General features: G+C 39.2%; 18 protein-coding genes and 1 tRNA gene. 9 read left to right on the top strand and 10 right to left on the bottom strand.

Annotation, left to right across the window (positions count from 1 at the left end):
• Positions 1-119: 119 nt before the first annotated feature.
• Positions 120-875 carry a MurR/RpiR family transcriptional regulator gene (locus BN1875_RS06330; RefSeq protein WP_048604007.1) on the bottom strand — a complete coding sequence of 252 codons (756 nt, stop codon included), beginning with the start codon at positions 873-875 and terminating at the stop codon, positions 120-122.
• 99 nt (positions 876-974) lie between these two features.
• Here BN1875_RS06330 and BN1875_RS06325 point away from each other — a divergent pair, with 99 nt between their 5' ends.
• The gene (locus BN1875_RS06325) at positions 975-1,604 is read left to right on the top strand and encodes an NAD(P)-dependent oxidoreductase (protein ID WP_048604006.1); all 630 of its coding nucleotides are present in this window, start codon (positions 975-977) and stop codon (positions 1,602-1,604) included.
• Between the two features lie 45 nt (positions 1,605-1,649).
• On the opposite strand, the gene BN1875_RS06320 is transcribed toward BN1875_RS06325, so the two are convergent.
• From BN1875_RS06320 to yycF, 5 genes are read right to left on the bottom strand one after another with little or no spacing between them, the layout of a single operon-like run.
• Positions 1,650-2,456 (bottom strand): MBL fold metallo-hydrolase, encoded by an 807-nt coding sequence (locus BN1875_RS06320; protein ID WP_048604005.1) that lies wholly within the window; start codon positions 2,454-2,456, stop codon positions 1,650-1,652.
• Positions 2,457-2,504: 48 nt separating this feature from the next.
• Positions 2,505-3,356, bottom strand: coding sequence for a two-component system regulatory protein YycI (locus tag BN1875_RS06315; RefSeq protein WP_048604004.1), 852 nt, complete (start codon positions 3,354-3,356; stop codon positions 2,505-2,507).
• Positions 3,357-4,655, bottom strand: coding sequence for a YycH family regulatory protein (locus tag BN1875_RS06310; RefSeq protein ID WP_048604003.1), 1,299 nt, complete (start codon positions 4,653-4,655; stop codon positions 3,357-3,359). It lies immediately after the preceding gene.
• A complete protein-coding gene (walK, locus tag BN1875_RS06305; protein WP_048604002.1) occupies positions 4,652-6,478 on the bottom strand; it encodes a cell wall metabolism sensor histidine kinase WalK in 1,827 nt (608 codons plus the stop codon). Before walK ends, BN1875_RS06310 begins: the two co-directional genes overlap by 4 nt.
• Positions 6,479-6,485: 7 nt before the next feature.
• Positions 6,486-7,190 (bottom strand): response regulator YycF, encoded by a 705-nt coding sequence (gene yycF / locus BN1875_RS06300; RefSeq protein ID WP_048604001.1) that lies wholly within the window; start codon positions 7,188-7,190, stop codon positions 6,486-6,488.
• 362 nt (positions 7,191-7,552) lie between these two features.
• Here yycF and BN1875_RS06295 point away from each other — a divergent pair.
• Positions 7,553-7,625: transfer RNA gene (locus BN1875_RS06295), tRNA-Lys, on the top strand.
• A 139-nt stretch (positions 7,626-7,764) separates the two neighbouring features.
• Here the strand turns inward: BN1875_RS06295 and BN1875_RS06290 are convergent.
• Positions 7,765-8,358 carry a hypothetical protein gene (locus BN1875_RS06290; protein ID WP_048604000.1) on the bottom strand — a complete coding sequence of 198 codons (594 nt, stop codon included), beginning with the start codon at positions 8,356-8,358 and terminating at the stop codon, positions 7,765-7,767.
• A gap of 317 nt (positions 8,359-8,675) precedes the next feature.
• Between BN1875_RS06290 and BN1875_RS06285 the strand changes: the two genes are divergently transcribed.
• The 4 genes from BN1875_RS06285 to BN1875_RS06270 all read left to right on the top strand — a co-directional run bounded on the left by BN1875_RS06285 (position 8,676) and on the right by BN1875_RS06270 (position 11,152).
• The gene (locus BN1875_RS06285) at positions 8,676-8,978 is read left to right on the top strand and encodes a MazG-like protein (RefSeq protein WP_048603999.1); all 303 of its coding nucleotides are present in this window, start codon (positions 8,676-8,678) and stop codon (positions 8,976-8,978) included.
• A 75-nt stretch (positions 8,979-9,053) separates the two neighbouring features.
• On the top strand, positions 9,054-9,386 hold the full coding sequence (locus tag BN1875_RS06280; protein ID WP_048603998.1) for an inorganic diphosphatase: 333 nt from the start codon (positions 9,054-9,056) through the stop codon (positions 9,384-9,386).
• A 361-nt stretch (positions 9,387-9,747) separates the two neighbouring features.
• The gene (locus BN1875_RS06275; RefSeq protein ID WP_048603997.1) at positions 9,748-10,302 is read left to right on the top strand and encodes a DUF1836 domain-containing protein; all 555 of its coding nucleotides are present in this window, start codon (positions 9,748-9,750) and stop codon (positions 10,300-10,302) included.
• Positions 10,295-11,152 (top strand): DegV family protein, encoded by an 858-nt coding sequence (locus tag BN1875_RS06270; protein WP_048603996.1) that lies wholly within the window; start codon positions 10,295-10,297, stop codon positions 11,150-11,152. Before BN1875_RS06275 ends, BN1875_RS06270 begins: the two co-directional genes overlap by 8 nt.
• A 52-nt stretch (positions 11,153-11,204) precedes the next feature.
• On the opposite strand, the gene BN1875_RS13630 is transcribed toward BN1875_RS06270, so the two are convergent.
• From BN1875_RS13630 to BN1875_RS06260, 3 genes are read right to left on the bottom strand one after another with little or no spacing between them, the layout of a single operon-like run.
• Entirely contained in the window at positions 11,205-11,336 is a 132-nt protein-coding gene (locus tag BN1875_RS13630) for a FeoB-associated Cys-rich membrane protein (RefSeq protein ID WP_137605692.1), read from the bottom strand.
• Positions 11,336-13,489, bottom strand: a complete 2,154-nt coding sequence (gene feoB / locus BN1875_RS06265) for a ferrous iron transport protein B (protein WP_048603995.1) — start codon at positions 13,487-13,489, stop codon at positions 11,336-11,338. Before feoB ends, BN1875_RS13630 begins: the two co-directional genes overlap by 1 nt.
• A 2-nt stretch (positions 13,490-13,491) precedes the next feature.
• Positions 13,492-13,956 (bottom strand): FeoA family protein, encoded by a 465-nt coding sequence (locus BN1875_RS06260; RefSeq protein ID WP_048603994.1) that lies wholly within the window; start codon positions 13,954-13,956, stop codon positions 13,492-13,494.
• A gap of 361 nt (positions 13,957-14,317) precedes the next feature.
• Between BN1875_RS06260 and nrdH the strand changes: the two genes are divergently transcribed.
• The 3 genes from nrdH to nrdF all read left to right on the top strand — a co-directional run bounded on the left by nrdH (position 14,318) and on the right by nrdF (position 18,051).
• Complete coding sequence (gene nrdH, locus BN1875_RS06255; protein ID WP_048603993.1) at positions 14,318-14,542, top strand: glutaredoxin-like protein NrdH; 225 nt, start codon at positions 14,318-14,320, stop codon at positions 14,540-14,542.
• Between the two features lie 102 nt (positions 14,543-14,644).
• On the top strand, positions 14,645-16,804 hold the full coding sequence (gene nrdE, locus BN1875_RS06250) for a class 1b ribonucleoside-diphosphate reductase subunit alpha (protein WP_048603992.1): 2,160 nt from the start codon (positions 14,645-14,647) through the stop codon (positions 16,802-16,804).
• Between the two features lie 278 nt (positions 16,805-17,082).
• Positions 17,083-18,051 (top strand): class 1b ribonucleoside-diphosphate reductase subunit beta, encoded by a 969-nt coding sequence (nrdF, locus tag BN1875_RS06245; protein ID WP_048603991.1) that lies wholly within the window; start codon positions 17,083-17,085, stop codon positions 18,049-18,051.
• Positions 18,052-18,115: the final 64 nt, after the last annotated feature.

Here is an 18,115-nt window from a genome sequence, read left to right as displayed (position 1 = left end):
TGGCCACCTTCGGGTTGAATACGCTTGCATAATCATCATACTGGCTTTTTCTGAACAAATAAACCGTTTTCCTACTAGAAAAAACAAGTTCCAAAGAAAAAAACAAATAGGAGCTTTTCCTATTTGTTTTCACCCAAATATCTTCTAAAAACTTGCTGTGCTAAAATTTCAATCAATGCGACGACTGGAACCTGGGTCGTTAAGTTCAAATATTTTTCGTTGGGACTCCCTACATCCGGCATATAATAAGAAATATTATGATCAGACAGTTTGGCGATTGTCGATTTTTCATTATTCGTAATACTCAAAACCTTGGCACCATAACGCTTAAAATCTGTTGTTTGTTCAATCATTTCAGTCGTTTCACCAGATACTGATAAAATGATTGCCAGCGTGTTCTCTAAGCCCCTAGGTGGCACAGGTGCAAAAGGATCAGCAATACTGTAAGCATTGATTCCGACATTTGAAAAATAACGACTGCCATAAGCGCCTAACAAACCGCTTGTCCCGATTCCTGAAAAAGCGACATGACGGGCATCGACGATAAGCTGAATCGCCGGTTCTAAAACTCGACGGTAGCTGTCATTATTTACTTTTTTCAAAAAAGTATCTACCTGCACATTTGCATCATAAAACGAATCAAAGGACTGATTCGCTTGTGCAATGATCTGCTTTTTTTGAACGTATTTAAATTCTGCATATCCATCGTAGCCCAACTTGTTCAAGGTTCGCAAAATTGTCGAGGTAGAAACGTGACAACTGTCTGCAAGTTCTCTAATCGTTAAATCCTTAATTTTAGAAAGATTCGCGTTAATGTAATTGTAGACAACTATTTCCAGATCGTTTAAAAACTGAACTTTTTCTGAATCAAACATTGGCTTTTCCCCTCAATATCTTTTCTACGAAACGTAACTTTTGACGTGTGAATTTTCTACATCTAGAATAAGGTTACCATATTTTTAGGAGGAATAACCATGAAAATCGCAATTATCGGCGCAACCGGTCATGCCGGTTCATTTATTTTACAAGAAGCAGTAAACCGTGGAATAGAAGTTACAGCAATCGTACGTCATCCAGAAAAACTCGCTACTAGGATTCCTTATCTACAAAAAAATTTATTTGATTTAACCACGGAAGATTTACAAAAATTTGATGTCGTTGTGGATGCCTTCAATGCACCTCAAGGCAAAGAAGAACTGCATCAAACCAGTATCAATCACCTGTTAAGTATTTTGGCACCTACTACCACGCGTCTACTAGTCGTTGGTGGGGCTTCTTCTTTGTTTATCGATGAAGAAAAAACACAACGCATGATTGATGGTGTACCAACGGATGCGCCTTTTTATCCAACTGCCCACAACATGTACCTTGCATTATTGGAATTGAAGAAGGATACAAAAGTTAACTGGACGTATCTCAGCCCAGCCGCCTTTTTTAACCCAGATGGTCAACGTACCGGCACCTACCAATTGAATGATGATCGCCTGATTAAAAATGCAGCCGGAAAAAGTGAAATCAGCATGGCGGATTACGCGATCGCTTTGTTAGATGAAATAGAAAATCAACAACACGTGAAAGAGCATATCAGCGTTGTTAGCCGATAAGCGCAAAAAAAAAAGCACTGAAATTTTTAAATTTCAGTGCTTTTTTTATACGGCAAATAAATCCGTTGCTTTATCTGGATCTGTATCATAGACTTCAAAGATTTCTCCGACACCTAAATCATGTTCCTTGAGTGTGGTTTCCATCGTCATATGTGCCAATTCTTTGATATTGTTTTCTTTACTTAAATGACCTAGATAGATTCGCTTTGTGTGATCACCAATAATATCGGTCATCACCAACGCCCCATCTTCATTGGACAAATGTCCACGATCACCAAGTATTCGCTGCTTCAAACTCCAAGGATAAGGCCCCATCCGTAGCATTTCTAAATCATGGTTGCTTTCAACCAGATAAGCATCTGCATCACGGATGATTCCACGAACATGATCGCTGCAATAGCCGGTATCCGTTAGCATCACAAAGGACCGACCATCTTTATAAAAACGGTAAAATTGGGGTGCTGCGGCATCGTGAGAAACCCCAAAACTTTCAATATCCATATCCCCAAAGGTCAACACTTTGCCCATTTCAAAGATATGCTTTTGTTCTGTTGCAATATTCCCAATCATCCCGTCCATTGCTTGCCAAGTTTGTTCATTGGCATAAACATCTAACTTATATTTTCGAGCCATGACTCCAACTCCGTGAATATGGTCACGGTGCTCATGAGTCACTAGCAACGCGTCTAAATCTTCCGGTTTTTTTCCCACTTCAGCGAGTAACGAAGTGATTTTTTTCCCGCTCAGACCAGCATCGACTAATATTTTTTTTTGATTGCTTTCAATATACAGTGAATTACCAGAACTGCCGCTGGCTAAAATACTGATTTGAAAAGCACTACTTTCTGACATGCGGCTGACTCCCTCTCTTTAACAACTTGCTCCATTATACATAGCTTTTTAAGAATTTTCTACCTTCTGCAATGTATTATTTGTGATGATGCGGTTACTAAAGGCATTCACCATTTCTACTTGAACCAAATCATCACCGGTTTTTATCGCAACAAACCAAGCTGGCACGTACACATTTTTTTCCCGTACCTTCAAAATTCGCGTATAGGCCAGTTGCCGCCAAACAATTCGTGATTTGCTGGGAATTTTATTATTGATATACAGCGTATTTATTGCATCTTTTTCTGTATACAAGGTCATCTTTTCCCGTAACTTTTCAATTTGTGAAAGGTGTGTCTGAGTGTATCGGGCAATTTTTAACAAATCATCCACTTTCTCCAGCGAAATCGTTACACGACTTGTAGGATCGTTGAAGGGAATCGTTTCAAAAGTTTGTGCTGCCACGACTTCTGGGTATTCCTCATCTGTCAGGGAATAATTTGGCAGATACTCGTACTCGGTTCCAAATAGAATCTGACTTTCTTTACTTAAAAAGTTTTTCAGTGCGGATTCGGTTTTCTTGTCATCGCTGATATAATAGTTCTCACTAGTAACATGTGTCAACTCATCGTCCTCGACCGTCGTTCCATTTTGCAACGACTGATTCCCCGCATCCTCTTCCAATATTTGTGCCAAATCCGTTTGCTCACCACTCAAATAATAGCCTTCAAGCTTTTCATTTGATAATTCGCCGCTATATTTTATTTTATCCGAAGCTAATCGCTGTTCAATATCGATTTTTTGGTTAGACATAGAGACATTGTTTTCATCACTTTGAGCATCATGATAGAGACTGAAAAGGAAAATATTTAAACCCAGAAACGCGAGAAAAAAGATCCATTCGATTTTCTTAAAATCCAATTACTCCGCCTCCGTTTCACTTAATTGGGTCACTAATTTTTTATAAGGATACCAAGTTTCATCGTATTTGATGTACCAGGTTGGTACCAGATCTACCACGCCATTTGTATCCTTGATATCCTGCCATTGATAACCAATGATCATAGAGCGGATTTGTTCCCGATTGCCCCCAGCAGCAAGAATCTGATCAATGATCGTTTCATTATTTGCCAATTCGATTTCTTCTTCTGAAGGAATCGGCACTTGAATCGTATTCAAACTAGTCTGAATATGCACCGGCAATCCATCGCCGCTCTTATCTTCAGAGATCGTCAAATTGATCTCTCCGCGAATATCTTCACTAAACACCGGAAAGCCTTCCACAAAAATTCGATAATTTGCCGTATCCTTACTGCGGTCAAAAAAGCGGACATTACCTAAATTAGTTCCTAATCGGCTGATAAAATGAAAGCTTTGGGAATAAATATCCGTGCTGTCTTCATCCGGCAACAATTCTCCACGAAAATCCACTAATTGTTGTTCCTGCTGAATCGTCATATTTTCCGAACCGTCATACAATACGACATCTTGACTGTCCTCATTACTTTTTACATCTGCAGCGTCCTTAAAAAAGGCATCGCGAAAAACAGTATAGGCCTGTGAAGAAGAGATATAGCTGTACATCTTCATTTTCACCGGTTCTTTTAAATTAAACTGCAGATTTTGCAGACGATTTTCCTTTGTCATCGCTGTCCAAGTTGTTTTCGCTTGTTCAAGTACCTCTTGAAAATCGGTTTGATCAAACGCCATCGCCGCTTTCGTGATTTGATACCGTTTCACATTGATGAAGCGAATTTCCTTTTGTTCAAAATCAAGCTGCACTTTCGTAAAATACCCATCTGCACTTTTTTCACTGCTGTTTAAATCAAACATCGTGAGATATTCCTGCAGAGAAAACGGACCGACATAATCCAGCTCAATTCCCCGTTGAATATCCGCCTGTTCTTGAAATTCATCAAAACTATCATAGGTAGTAGTCGCTAATTTTTCAATCTTTGCAGAAGTAATCAGCGGTTGTAGTTCAGAAATCAAGGTTTCTGATGTCGTTTGCTGAATGTCTTCTCCATCGATCCAAGAAACACTCAAGGGCATAAATACATCCGAAGCCTTGCGATAGTTTTGTGTGGCGATAACTTGATTCATGGTTTGTTCGTGAACCGTTCGATTGGAAGGACTCAGCCAAATCACATAAGAAAAGTACAAACTCAACGCAATCAGCAAAATCAGACCGAGACGAATAAATTTTTCAGATAATTTCATTCCCACCAGTCCCCCTCATACGGTTCATACGGTAACGTAATGTAAAATGTCGAGCCTTTTCCTTCCTTACTATCCGCCCAAATAGCGCCACCATGCGCTTTCATCACTTCACGCGAAATAGCTAATCCCAGACCAGTCCCCCCTTGTCGGCGGGCCCGTGCTTTATCCACACGGTAAAAACGGTCAAAGACACGAAACAGATCTTTTTTCGGAATTCCCAATCCTTGGTCACTGATACTTAACATGATGTTGTTGTGGGTTTCTACTAGACGAACTTTAATGATTCCACCATCTGGAGAATATTTGATGGCATTATTCATGATATTGTCGATCACTTGGATCATTTTATCCGGATCAATTTCCACCCATAATTCTCGTTGTGTAAATTCCCGTTGAATCACGTATTTTTTCTCTTGATTCGTTACCATCATGTCAAAACGATCCAACACAAAACTCAGCAATTCATTGAAATTCACATATTCCAATTGTAGCTGGGCATTGCCACTATCCATGCGAGACAAACTCAGCAAATCATTGATCATCCGGATCATCCGATCGGTTTCATCCAAGGTTACTTTAAGAAAATTAGGAGCGATTTCTTCATCTTTCCACGCGCCTTCACTCAAAGCTTCAATGTAACTGCGCATGCTGGTCAGCGGTGTCCGCAATTCGTGGGAAACATTAGAAACAAATTCTCGACGTTCCTGCTCCGTTTTTTCTTGCTCCGTTACATCATGCATTACAGCAACTAAACCACTAATAAACCCTGATTCTCGACGAATCATCGAAAAATCGGTGCGCAAAATAATCGTACCCCGATCAGCGGTTTCTCGTTCAATCAAAATTTCGTCAGGATTTTCAAGGATTTTTCGCAAAGTATATTCTTCTTCAATATCCAATAATTCCAGCATTGATTGACCAATCACATCTTCGCTTTGAACATTTAAAAGCATCAATGCCATCTCGTTGATCGTAATAATTTTTCCCCGACGATCTGCGGCAATTACACCATCCGTCATGTGAGACAACACACTGTCTAATCGGTTACGTTCCGACTCCATTGCATCCTGTGTTTCTTCAATCCGCTCAGCCAGCTGATTGAAGGTTTCAGCCAATTGTCCTAATTCATCTTTTCCATGAACAGCAACTTTTCGACTATAATCTCCCCGGGCAATCCGCAACGCTTGCTCTCGCATTTCACCGATTGGCTGCGTAATCGAGCGAGAGACCAATACCGCAACAATCATTGAAATTGCCGCAGCAATCAACGAAGCCGTGACAAAAATCAATGCTGTATCATAAATTTCCTGATATTTTTTTTCTATATCACTTTTCACGTACAAAACGCCGATTGCAGCATCCCCCGTGGGTGACTGAATCGGTTGTACAATAATGTACACTCTTTTTCCTGTGGCTTCATCAATCGCCCGTTTGGCAGTAAAATCGGTGGTATCTTGGTAATCATTTTTTTTGCCAATCGTACTTTTGTCGGCAGCATTAGTCGTCGCACGGACAATTCCTTTTTCATCCACCACCCGCATTTCGATCATGTCAGAAGACATTGTATTGTCCAAAATACGTTGGATTGTAGCGTCTGCCACTGTGGTATCAGAAGCATCTTTTTTACTCAACTCCGAACCAACCGTTCCGGCAAGGCTGGAAACCTGCTGATTCATATTCTTCGTAAAATTATCGATCGTTGAGTTTTCCAATCCGCGAATAAAATACGCCCCGATAATCTCGATTGAAATTAACAAAATCAAGATAAATGCGAGGGCGATTTTAAAGTTCACTGATTGAAAAAAGCGAACTTTTTTCTTCATAAATTGTCTACTCCTGTTCCGGGCTTCTTAAATAATAACCAACTCCGCGGCGAGTAACTAGGTAATTAGGATAGCTGGGTCTGTCTTCGATTTTTTCCCGTAATCGGCGAACCGTTACGTCTACTGTCCGTACATCCCCAAAATAATCATAGCCCCAAACCGTTTGCAGCAAATGTTCTCGTGTCATCACTTGACCGATATGTTTGGCAAGATAATGCAGCAATTCGAATTCTCGGTGTGTCAATTCAATGGCTTCTCCATTTTTTGTCACCATATAAGCATCTGGATGAATCGTTAAATCTCCGATAGTCAAATCAGAATTTGGTGCTTCCTCGGCTTCTTTTGCCGCAGAGGAGCCTCGACGCAGATTTGCTTTTACTCGGGCAACCAATTCACGATTTGAAAATGGTTTGGTTACATAATCGTCTGCCCCTAATTCAAGTCCCAAAACTTTATCGATTTCTGAATCTTTTGCCGTCACCATGATGATCGGCATATCATAATTTTTTCGAACTTCACGAGCAACTTCCAAGCCATCGATTTTTGGCAACATCAAATCCAGCAAAATTAAATCTGGTTCTACTTCTTTTACTTGTTCTAAAGCCTCTTCGCCGTCATAGGCAGTATAGACCTCGTATCCTTCTTTTGTGAGATTGAACTTGACGATATCTGAAATTGGCTTTTCATCGTCAACAACTAATATTTTTTTCACAAAAAGTCACCTCTCGATCTTTTTTGTCTTACTCATTATACCTTATTTTCAATGGGTTTTCATTAATACATCCGTTATTTACCATTTTCCTAAGAAACGGACCTATTCTGATTCTCTTCTTTTTTCTTGCTATAAAGTTCCTTCTCTATCTATTATAACTTAAAAGTTGGGGAAAAAGAAAAACCAGCCACAGATGAGTGACTGGTCAAGGGAAGAAAATGAAAAGAAAAGTTTGGGTTATTGGGTATGAATAGAATATACCCTCGTTGACTTAACTGAAGCTTAAAGACAAAAAATTTTTTATTTAAAATGCCTTGCTTTTACGAATTGGCAATGCTAAAATATCTAAGTGTTAAACAGATGGGCTGTTAGCTCAGTTGGTAGAGCAGCTGACTCTTAATCAGCGGGTCGTGGGTTCGAGCCCCCCACAGCCCATTGGGTGCCAAACCCATGGATAGACAAACGCCGGTGCGAAAGCATTTTGAAGACGTTTGTGCTATCCTCTTTTTTTATTGATTATTTCTGTTGACCTAAAAACCACTCTGAAAAATCAGAGTGGTTTTTTTCTTCTATTTTAAACCTTGCTAATCTTTGTCATTGCAGGAATATCTTCAATTACTTGATAAACCTCCGCATTAATTGAATCCATGTGTTCTTTAGACAAGAAGGGAATTAACGCATCATTCACATTTATCTTCGTTTTCTTTAGATAGTTACTGGTATAAAGTAATATCGCCGCATTTAATCCTAGTATGAAGAATCTGTAAATTTTACCATCCGCCATACAAATATTGAGATAAAACCCAATTCCCGGTTCTTCGATATAATCACTCGATTTGCCAATAAGAAAATCCAGACTCATGATTCTTTTCATATTTAATCTGTAAAGAACTTTATTCGTCCTTTTTAAAAATACACCGACAATTCTCCCGTTCTGTACAATGTCAATATATCCGTCTTTAATCATAATGGTGCAGTTGGTAGTCATTGCAAAATGTTTAAAAGAACTGATTGGATAGGAGCATCCATCAATATTGATCAATGCCGAAACTCTCTGATCATTTTCAAAAAAAGACTTCAAGTCATTGGTCAAAAGACTCAATGTCCAAGAATTATCCCTAAATTGCTGACTATAAACGACACTACCCTTTTTCCCAGAACTATTCATATGAAATCAGCCTTTCTTTTTTACCATGGTTATATTTTTTAACTATCTTAAAATAATCATGCCCAAGAAGAAATTCCATCGTTCACTACATATCAGGATTAATCAGCTAGATTATACCATTTAAGGTGGGAAAAACATAGGAAATGTCTCGCTTTTTTCCTGCTTATTTCAACACTACTCTTTCATTATTATCTTGTAAAAAATCTAATTTAAAGCTCTCTACATACAAAAAAAGAATTTACTGATAGGATAAAAGAAACTAGTTTAAATAGCATGAGCAATCTAAAATCAGCTAAATGAACAAAGGAGAATTTAAAATGGATGTAAAAGAACTAATTGAACGAAGCAATAAAATAAGAGAACGTTACCACGAATTAGAAGTAAAAAACCATGATCGTCCATGGACTGTCGAAGAAGATTTACTAGCACTTTCAAACGATATCGGAAACTTAAACCGGTTGGTTATGACAAAATTTGGCAGATACTATGATGAAACACCCTATAATTTGGAACATAAATTAGCTGAAACTATCTGGTGGTTAATTGAACTATCAAACCGATTAGATGTCGATATCGAATCAGAGCTAGAAAAATTTTTATCCGAAAAAGAAAAGCTGTAAAACCATTTAAAAGAATAGCTATCGCTTGTAGTGAGTATCCTTTTTTCTAAATTATATTACTAGGGAGGTAGTCGTATGTCGTCGTATTTGGGAAAGAAAGTGACAGTAAAAATGGATCGACCTCTAGGATCTAAACATCCAGAGCATAATTTTATCTATCCTTTAAATTACGGTTTTATTCCTGATACGCTTTCGGGTGACGGAGAAGAAATCGATGCCTATATTATCGGAGAATTCGAACCATTGGAGGTATACGAGGGATATGTTGTAGCAATAATAGAACGACTCAATGACACCGAAGATAAGTTGGTCGTTTGTAAAGAGTTAAACAAATACAGCAAGGAACAAATCCAAGCACTCGTAGAATTTCAAGAGCGCTTTTTTGACACTACAATACTTACTTATTGATGTAAGTAAAATACAGATTGTGGCATTCACACCTAAGAAAATATTTTCATAACCAAAATTTTCAACCAACTAGTGCGGCAGAATTCGGCTGCACTATTTTTATACAAAAAAAACCAGTCGCAGGAAACGACTGGTTAGGGAGAAAATGAAAAGAAAAGTTTGGGTTATTGGGTATGGATAAAGAATACCCTGCTTTGCTTAACCGAACCTTAACCTACGTGAATTAATTAAAATTTCCCCCAATAAGTTGTCCAAGTCTTTTCAATCCTTCCTGCGTATGTTATCATTTATCTAGTTTCGAAAACTAGATAAACTTATAAATAACTTCCATTAGATAATTTTAACAAACGGAGCTGATACAATGAACACGATTAAAACCGATTTGGCTAGTTGGGGATCGGAATTGGAAAAATTTCACTTGCCTCGTTGGGAAGCATTGCCTGATTTTAATTTGTATATGGATCAAGTGATTCAGTTGATTGATCAATACCTTTCCCAAGTCATTCAACCAGAAAAACACACCTTGTTGACCCCTTCGATGGTTAACAATTATGTAAAACTCGGTCTGATCCCAGCACCACAAAAAAAACGCTATACCCGAAAGCATGTCGCTTTTTTAATAGCAATCACCATGCTTAAACAAATCCTGACGATTCCTGAAATCAAAGATGGGATCATTTTCCAAGGAAAAACTAGCGGCATTCAAGAAGCCTACAATATTTTTTGCCAAGAACAAGAACAAGCGATCTATCGTATCGGCGCCCATGCCCAAAGCCAAAATTACAATGAATCTACAGAAACAGCTGTTGAATTCATTGCCGTTCGGGCGGCTACTTCCGCCTTTGCCATGAAAATGCTCGCAGAAAAAACAATTGCATTAGAAACAACCTATTTGAAGGAGGCACCTCATGAATAAAGAAAAAATTGCTCTTTTAGTGGATTCAGGTACCGATGTTCCCGCAGAAATCATGTTGGAAAATCATATGTACATGATTCCTTTAAAAATCATTTATAGCGATCGTGAATACATCGATAAAGTTGAAATCAGCGCAGAAGAAATTTACCAACGGCTTCCGCAAGAAATCCCCAGCACCTCATTACCATCCGGAGATGCCATCAATCAAATTTTTGATCAAATCAAAGCGGATGGCTACGAAAAAGTTTTGGGCGTGACAATCTCTGCAGGTTTAAGCGGCACCCATAACATCGTGCGGCTTTTAGGTGAACAGTATGATGGATTAGAAGTCTACGTCTTAGATACTAAAAATATTGGGATTGCTGCCGGTCTTCAGGCGATTCGTGCCAATGAACTGCTGGAAGCCGAGTTATCCTTCAAGGAAATAATCTCTAAACTAGAAGCAGAGGTCAGCAAAAATACTGTTTATTTTAATGTGGCGACACTTGAATATCTACAAAAAGGTGGACGAATCGGTTTGGTCGCTTCCCTTTTAGGAACTGCTTTAAAATTAAATCCCATCATCTCTTGCAATGACGAAGGTGTCTACTACACCGTTGCCAAAGCACGTGGACGCAAAAAAAGTTTAGAAAAAACGATTGCCTTGATTCATAAATTTGTCGGTGAACATAAAAATGTCCGACTTGCTGTTGCTCATGGCGGTGCTTATGAAGAAGCATTAGCTGTCAAAAAACAATTGCAACAGGATTTTCCTTGGGTAAAAGAATTTTACTTTGGTGAAATCTCTCCTGCGCTCGTTGTGCATACTGGTCCAGGCTTATTGGGTGTAGGTGCCCAGTTACTGGACTAAAGAATTTATTATGAAAAAAAACGAAGTCTCCTTTTGGGAAACTTCGCTTTTTTTATTTCACTTGTTCTTGTTTAACCGGACAACTTGACGTGCAGTCTTTGCAGCTGCCACCACTTTTTTTCTGACGATAAACGATCCAGCCGGCACTACCAAAAATCAGAACACTCAACAAAAAAGTCGCCATCATCTTTCACTTCCTTTTACAATCTGCACAAATGGCAGTTTTTGTTCTTTTGGTTTACGAAGAATGGCAAACAGCATTCCTCCGGCGATGACAACTGCCAAAAACGTCCCCATCGTCCATGCACCGCCTTCAAAAAATACGTGACCAAATTGATACAATAGAAAACTGACGCCATAAGCTAACCCACATTGATAACCGATTGCCAACCATGTCCATTTCAAGCTTGCCATTTCCCGATGAATAGCACCGATTGCCGCAAAACACGGTGCACACAGTAAATTAAATGCTAAAAATGAATACGCAGCAGCAGGTGTAAAGTTCATTTGCATTTGTCCCCAAATTTCCGTGCCGTTTTCAGAGATTTCCGATAAATGGCCGTATAGTACGCCAAAGGTGCCAATAACATTTTCTTTTGCGACCAATCCTGTCAGTGTTGCAACGGTCCCTTGCCATTGCCCCCATCCCAATGGTGCGAATAGTGGCGCAATCAGACGCCCCAATTGTGCAAGAATACTTTGATTTTCTGCCACTGGTTGCAGCAAAAAATTATAATTTGAAGCAAACCAAATGACGATACTGGAAACAAAGATAATCGTACCGGCTTTTTTAACAAATGCCCATGCACGGTCAGTCGTTTGATGAAAAACATTGTGCATCTGCGGCAAATGATACGCCGGCAGTTCCATAATAAAGGGTGCCGGATCACTAGAAAACAACCGTGTTTTTTTCAAAGCAATCCCAGACAAAACGATGGCGGTAATTCCTAAGAAATATGCAGAAGGTGCTACCCAACTACTGTGAGGAAAGAAAGCTCCTGCGATCAGGGCAATGATTGGTAGCTTTGCCGAGCAAGGCATGAAGGTCGTCACCATAACCGTCAACCGCCGATCTTTTTCATTTTCAATAGTACGGCTGGCCATTACTCCCGGCACACCGCATCCAGTCGCAATCAGCATAGGAATAAATGACTTTCCCGATAAACCAAATTTTCGAAACAGGCGATCCATGACGAAGGCAATGCGCGCCATGTAGCCGCAGTCCTCTAACAATGACAAACAGAAAAACAAGACGATGATTTGCGGTAGAAACCCTAAAACTGCGCCAACACCTGCTAAAATTCCATTTAAAATCAACTGTTGCATCCAATCAGCAACTTGCCAACTCACCAACGTTTTTTCCACCCATTGAGGAAGCACCGAACCAAATAACACATCGTTAATCCAGTCTGTACCGATCGTGCCGATGGTTTGAATTGACAGATAGTAGATTCCCCACATCATCAAAGCAAAAATAGGCAAAGCCAAAAAGCGGTTCGTTACCACTTGATCGATTTTATCACTAACGGTCTCCACAAAATTACTTTCTTGGTTTGCACACAACGCCACTAATCGGGCGATAAATTCATAGCGCTCATTGATTAGGATTGCTTCGCTGGTATCGTTAAAGATTTTCTCCGTAATTTTTATGATTTCATTGATTTCTTTTTGTTGAATTTTTGACAAATTTACTTGTTGACAAACGACCAGATCTTGTTCGAATAATTTGACAGCATACCAACGCGCCTGTTTTTCCGGTACCGTATTGCCTAACACATCATTGATTTCACTCAAAGCGGCTTCCAATTTTGGATCATACGTCGGATAATGGATTTCTGGCGGAAAAATTTCTGCCGCCTGCAAGCTTTTATGAATTAATTCATCCAGACCTTGTTTTTTCAACGCACTCATTCCGACAACGGGGGTTTGCAGTCCGTAGGCAAGTTTTTCCAGATTGATTTTTTTGCCGCTTTTTTTCACGACATCCATCATATTAACTCCTACAACCACCGGTATGCCGGTTTCTAAAAGCTGTGTTGTTAAATAAAGGTTACGTTCTAAATTGCTGCCGTCAATGATGTTAACGATGACGTCTGGACGATCCTGCAACAAATAATCCCGAGCCACAATTTCTTCTGGTGTATATGGAGAAAGGGAATAGATTCCCGGAAGGTCTTGAATGATAACTTCTTTATTTTTTCGTAAGTTTCCGGCTTTGCGTTCTACTGTTACACCGGGCCAATTCCCAACAGACTGGGTTGCACCTGTCAATTGATTGAAGGTACTGGTTTTTCCGCTGTTCGGATTTCCTGCTAATGCTAGATAGGTTTCTCGCATTTTTACTGCTCCTTTTCTACTAAGATATAGGCAGCTTCATTTTTTCGAAGAGTCAATTCATAGCCGCGAACGGTAATTTCAATCGGATCACCTAAAGGAGCCCGTTTCCGAACTTGTACTCGAACATTTTTAGTCAGGCCCATATCCATCAACCGCCGTTTGACAGCTCCTTCACCATGAACACCCACAACAGTTGCTGTATCTCCGATCGCCAATTGATCTAATGACACCCACTCACCGGTTTCTTTGGCTTCCTCGATCATGATTTTTTCTAAAATTTGCTGATCCAATGCCAAGCGGCTATTGTGCAGCAGAACAATACCGTTTTCTCCTACCGTTTGCAGCAAGACAACTTTACTACCGGGAATCAAACCAAGATGATTCAAATGAAGCTGAATTTCTGCCGTCGTCTGAATCTCTTTTACCTGATAGACTTTATGGGTTTTCGCTTCACTTAATTTTCTCATCCCGCCGGCTCCATTCTTGTGTAGTTATTTACAATCGCAAATGATAATTATTCTCAGTTAAAGAGTACGTTCTTTACCCCAAAAAGTCAATCCAATTTCGAAAATTGCTATCTCTTTCACATAGAAAAATTTATTTGCTTTTTTTTACTCGTTTTATTTATACAACCTCCTGTTTATTTTCTTCTTAATCAAGAAACGGTGAGATTTCCAGCACATTCATTTTTGTATAAAAACACAAAATTTAGTACCCTTCGATTTCACAAACACAAGATGTAGTGTTTCTTTGTTGACTTTTTTCTGTCCTGACTTATACTTAGTTTATAATAATTTTTCCCAAAACAGGAACAAGGAGGGGCGCGTAATGACTATTACCGTATTTTCAAAAAATAATTGTATGCAATGTAAAATGACAAAACGCTTTTTAACGGAAAACAATATTGCCTTTCAAGAAGTGAATATCGACGAACAACCAGAAATGATCGATCAATTAAAGGAACAAGGCTTCCAGAGCGTTCCCGTCGTAACTTCCGACGCACAACCAATCATCGGATTTCGACCAGATCAACTACGTCAACTAGCGTCTTGATTTTTTCTTCGCTAACTTTGTAAACCTCGGATTTGTCAGCCTTGTAAGCCAGCAAATCCTTTTTTATCGCTTAAAAAACTTGAACGAAAGAAGGGTCTTCCCATGAGTTTAAAAAATATTTCCGACGTTAGTTATTTCAAGTTGAATAATGAAATCAACCGACCTGTCGATGGACAAATCCCTTTGAACAAGGATAAAGAAGCACTAGCTGCTTTTTTTGCTGAAAATGTCGAACCAAATACTAAGACATTTGCTTCTATTAAAGAAAAAATTGATTACTTGGTAGTCAATGATTATTTGGAAAAAGAATTTCTAGCCAATTATTCCGATGCCTTCATTGAAAAATTGTATCAATTTCTTGATGAGCAAAATTTTCAATTCAAATCCTTTATGGCAGCCTACAAATTTTATTCTCAATATGCGCTAAAAACCAATGATGGTACTGCTTATCTTGAATCCTATGAAGATCGTGTGGCGTTCAATGCGTTGTATTTTGCCAATGGCGACGAAGCTTTGGCTTTAGCATTAGCTGATGATATGATTCATCAGCGTTACCAACCAGCGACTCCTTCTTTCTTGAATGCTGGACGGAAACGTCGTGGAGAATTGGTTTCTTGTTTCTTAATCCAAATCACCGATGATATGAATGCTATTGGGCGTGGAATCAATTCTGCCTTGCAGCTGTCACGAATCGGCGGCGGCGTTGGAATCACCTTGTCTAATTTACGAGAAGCCGGCGCACCCATCAAAGGGTATGAAGGAGCTGCCAGCGGTGTGATGCCTGTCATGAAATTATTCGAAGACAGCTTCAGCTATTCCAACCAATTGGGACAACGACAAGGTGCCGGTGTCGTTTATCTGAATGTTTTTCATCCAGATATCATCAGCTTTTTATCCGCAAAAAAAGAAAATGCCGATGAAAAAATCCGCGTAAAAACCTTGTCTCTTGGAGTCATCGTACCGGATAAATTTTATGAACTGACTCGAAAAAATGAAGACATGTATTTGTTCAGCCCTTATAGCGTTGAAAAAGAATACGGCGTGCCTTTTTCTTATGTCGACATCACCAAAGAATACGATAAATTGGTAGCAAATCCCAAGATTCGTAAAACAAAAATCAAAGCCCGTGATTTAGAAAACGAAATTTCTAAATTACAACAAGAATCTGGTTATCCTTATGTGATAAATATCGATACAGCCAACCGAACCAACCCGATTGACGGTAAGATCATTATGAGTAATCTTTGTTCTGAGATCCTGCAAGTACAACAACCTTCACTAATCAATGGCAAGCAAGAATACGAAGTGATGGGAACGGATATTTCTTGTAATCTTGGCTCAACCAATATTGTAAACTTGATGGAAAGCCCTGATTTTGGTAAATCTGTCCGAACCATGACACGAGCATTGACTTTTGTTACAGATGCCTCAGATATTGACGTGGTTCCATCGATCCAACATGGCAATAACTTAGCGCATACGATTGGTCTTGGCGGGATGGGCTTGCATACGTTCTTTGCAAAGCATCATATGGAATACGGCTCACCAGAATCCCTTGAATTCACAGATCTTTATTTCATGCTGTTGAACTATTGGACCTTAGTTGAAAGCAACGCCATCGCTCGTGAACGGCAAATCGTTTTCCATAATTTTGAAAAATCCGCTTATGCAGACGGCAGCTACTTTGATAAATACACGACGGGGAACTTCCAACCAAAATCAGAAAAAATCAAAGAAATCTTTGCAGATATCTTTTTACCAGGTGGAGAAGATTGGCAAAAATTACAAGCAGCCGTTAAAAAAGATGGTTTGTATCATCAAAACCGGCTTGCAGTCGCACCAAACGGCTCGATTTCTTACATCAACGATACTAGTGCTAGCCTGCACCCAATTACTCGAATGATTGAAGAACGGCAAGAAAAGAAAATCGGTAAAATTTACTATCCAGCGGCTTACTTGTCCAACGACACGATTCCTTTTTACAAATCCGCTTACGATATGGATATGCGTAAAGTAATTGACGTGTATGCCACTGCCCAACAGCATATCGACCAAGGAATGAGCCTGACACTTTTCATGCGTTCAGAAATTCCTGAAGGTTTGTATGAATGGAAAACAACCAATAAACAAACCACGCGGGATTTGAATATCTTGCGTCACTATGCCTTTAATAAAGGCATCAAGTCTATTTATTATGTACGAACATTTACCGATGATGCAGAAGAAATCGGCAGCAACCAATGCGAAAGCTGTGTCATTTGATGCAACTAAACGACAACACAAATTTTCTTGTAGAAAATTTATTACCAAAATAGGAACTAGGATGTCACTTCCACTTTTTTAAGTATTTCTAGTGGAATGATATTCGTTGTGAATATCAGACTAAATTTTCTTGCAGAAAATTTATTACCAAAATAGGAACTAGGATGTCACTTCCACTTTTTTAAGTATTTCTAGTGGAATGATATTCGTTGTGAACATCAGACTAAATTTTCTTGCAGAAAATTTATTACCAAAATAGGAACTAGGAGCGAAATCAGATGGCAACCTATTATGAAGCAATCAACTGGAATGAAATTGAAGACATCATCGATAAGTCCACATGGGAAAAATTGACAGAACAATTTTGGCTGGATACTCGGATTCCCCTATCCAACGATTTGGACGACTGGCGAACACTTTCTGATCTTGAAAAAACCACCGTTGGGTACGTCTTTGGCGGCTTGACTTTATTAGACACGGTTCAATCAGAAAGTGGAATGGATCAGCTACGCAAAGATGTTCGGACACCCCATGAGGAAGCTGTTTTAAATAATATTCAATTCATGGAATCAGTGCATGCTAAAAGCTATTCTTCCATTTTCAGCACTTTGAATACTAAAGCCGAGATTGATGATATTTTTGAGTGGACCAATACAAATCCCTACCTGCAAAAAAAAGCAGAGCGAATTAATGAAATCTATAAAACCGGCACACCTTTGGAAAAGAAAATCGCTAGTGTTTTTCTAGAAACTTTCCTTTTCTACTCAGGATTTTATACGCCCTTGTACTACCTTGGAAATAATAAATTAGCCAATGTTGCTGAAATCATTAAATTGATTATCCGTGATGAATCAGTGCATGGAACCTATATCGGCTACAAATTCCAACTTGGTTTTAATGAATTACCTGAAGCGGAACAAGACAAACTGAAGGAATGGATGTATGACCTCCTGTATGAATTGTATGAAAACGAAGAACGATACACAGAAGAATTGTACGACGAAATTGGTTGGACGGAAGAAGTAAAAACTTTCCTCCGTTACAACGCCAACAAAGCCTTGATGAACTTAGGACAAGACCCACTCTTTCCGGATACCGCTAATGACGTCAATCCAATCGTCATGAACGGCATTTCCACTGGAACGAGCAATCATGACTTTTTCTCCCAAGTTGGTAACGGCTATTTATTAGGAACCGTCGAAGCAATGAACGATGATGACTACCTGATTGGCTTGGATAATGAATAAATTTGAACCGCGACTTTTCTAGTTGCGGTTTTTTTCTATTTTACAGCCCACTCCTTTTGGTGCC

This window comes from Enterococcus massiliensis, from assembly GCF_001050095.1.
Taxonomy (GTDB): domain Bacteria; phylum Bacillota; class Bacilli; order Lactobacillales; family Enterococcaceae; genus Enterococcus_C; species Enterococcus_C songbeiensis.
This window is presented reverse-complemented; position numbering and strand designations above follow the sequence as displayed.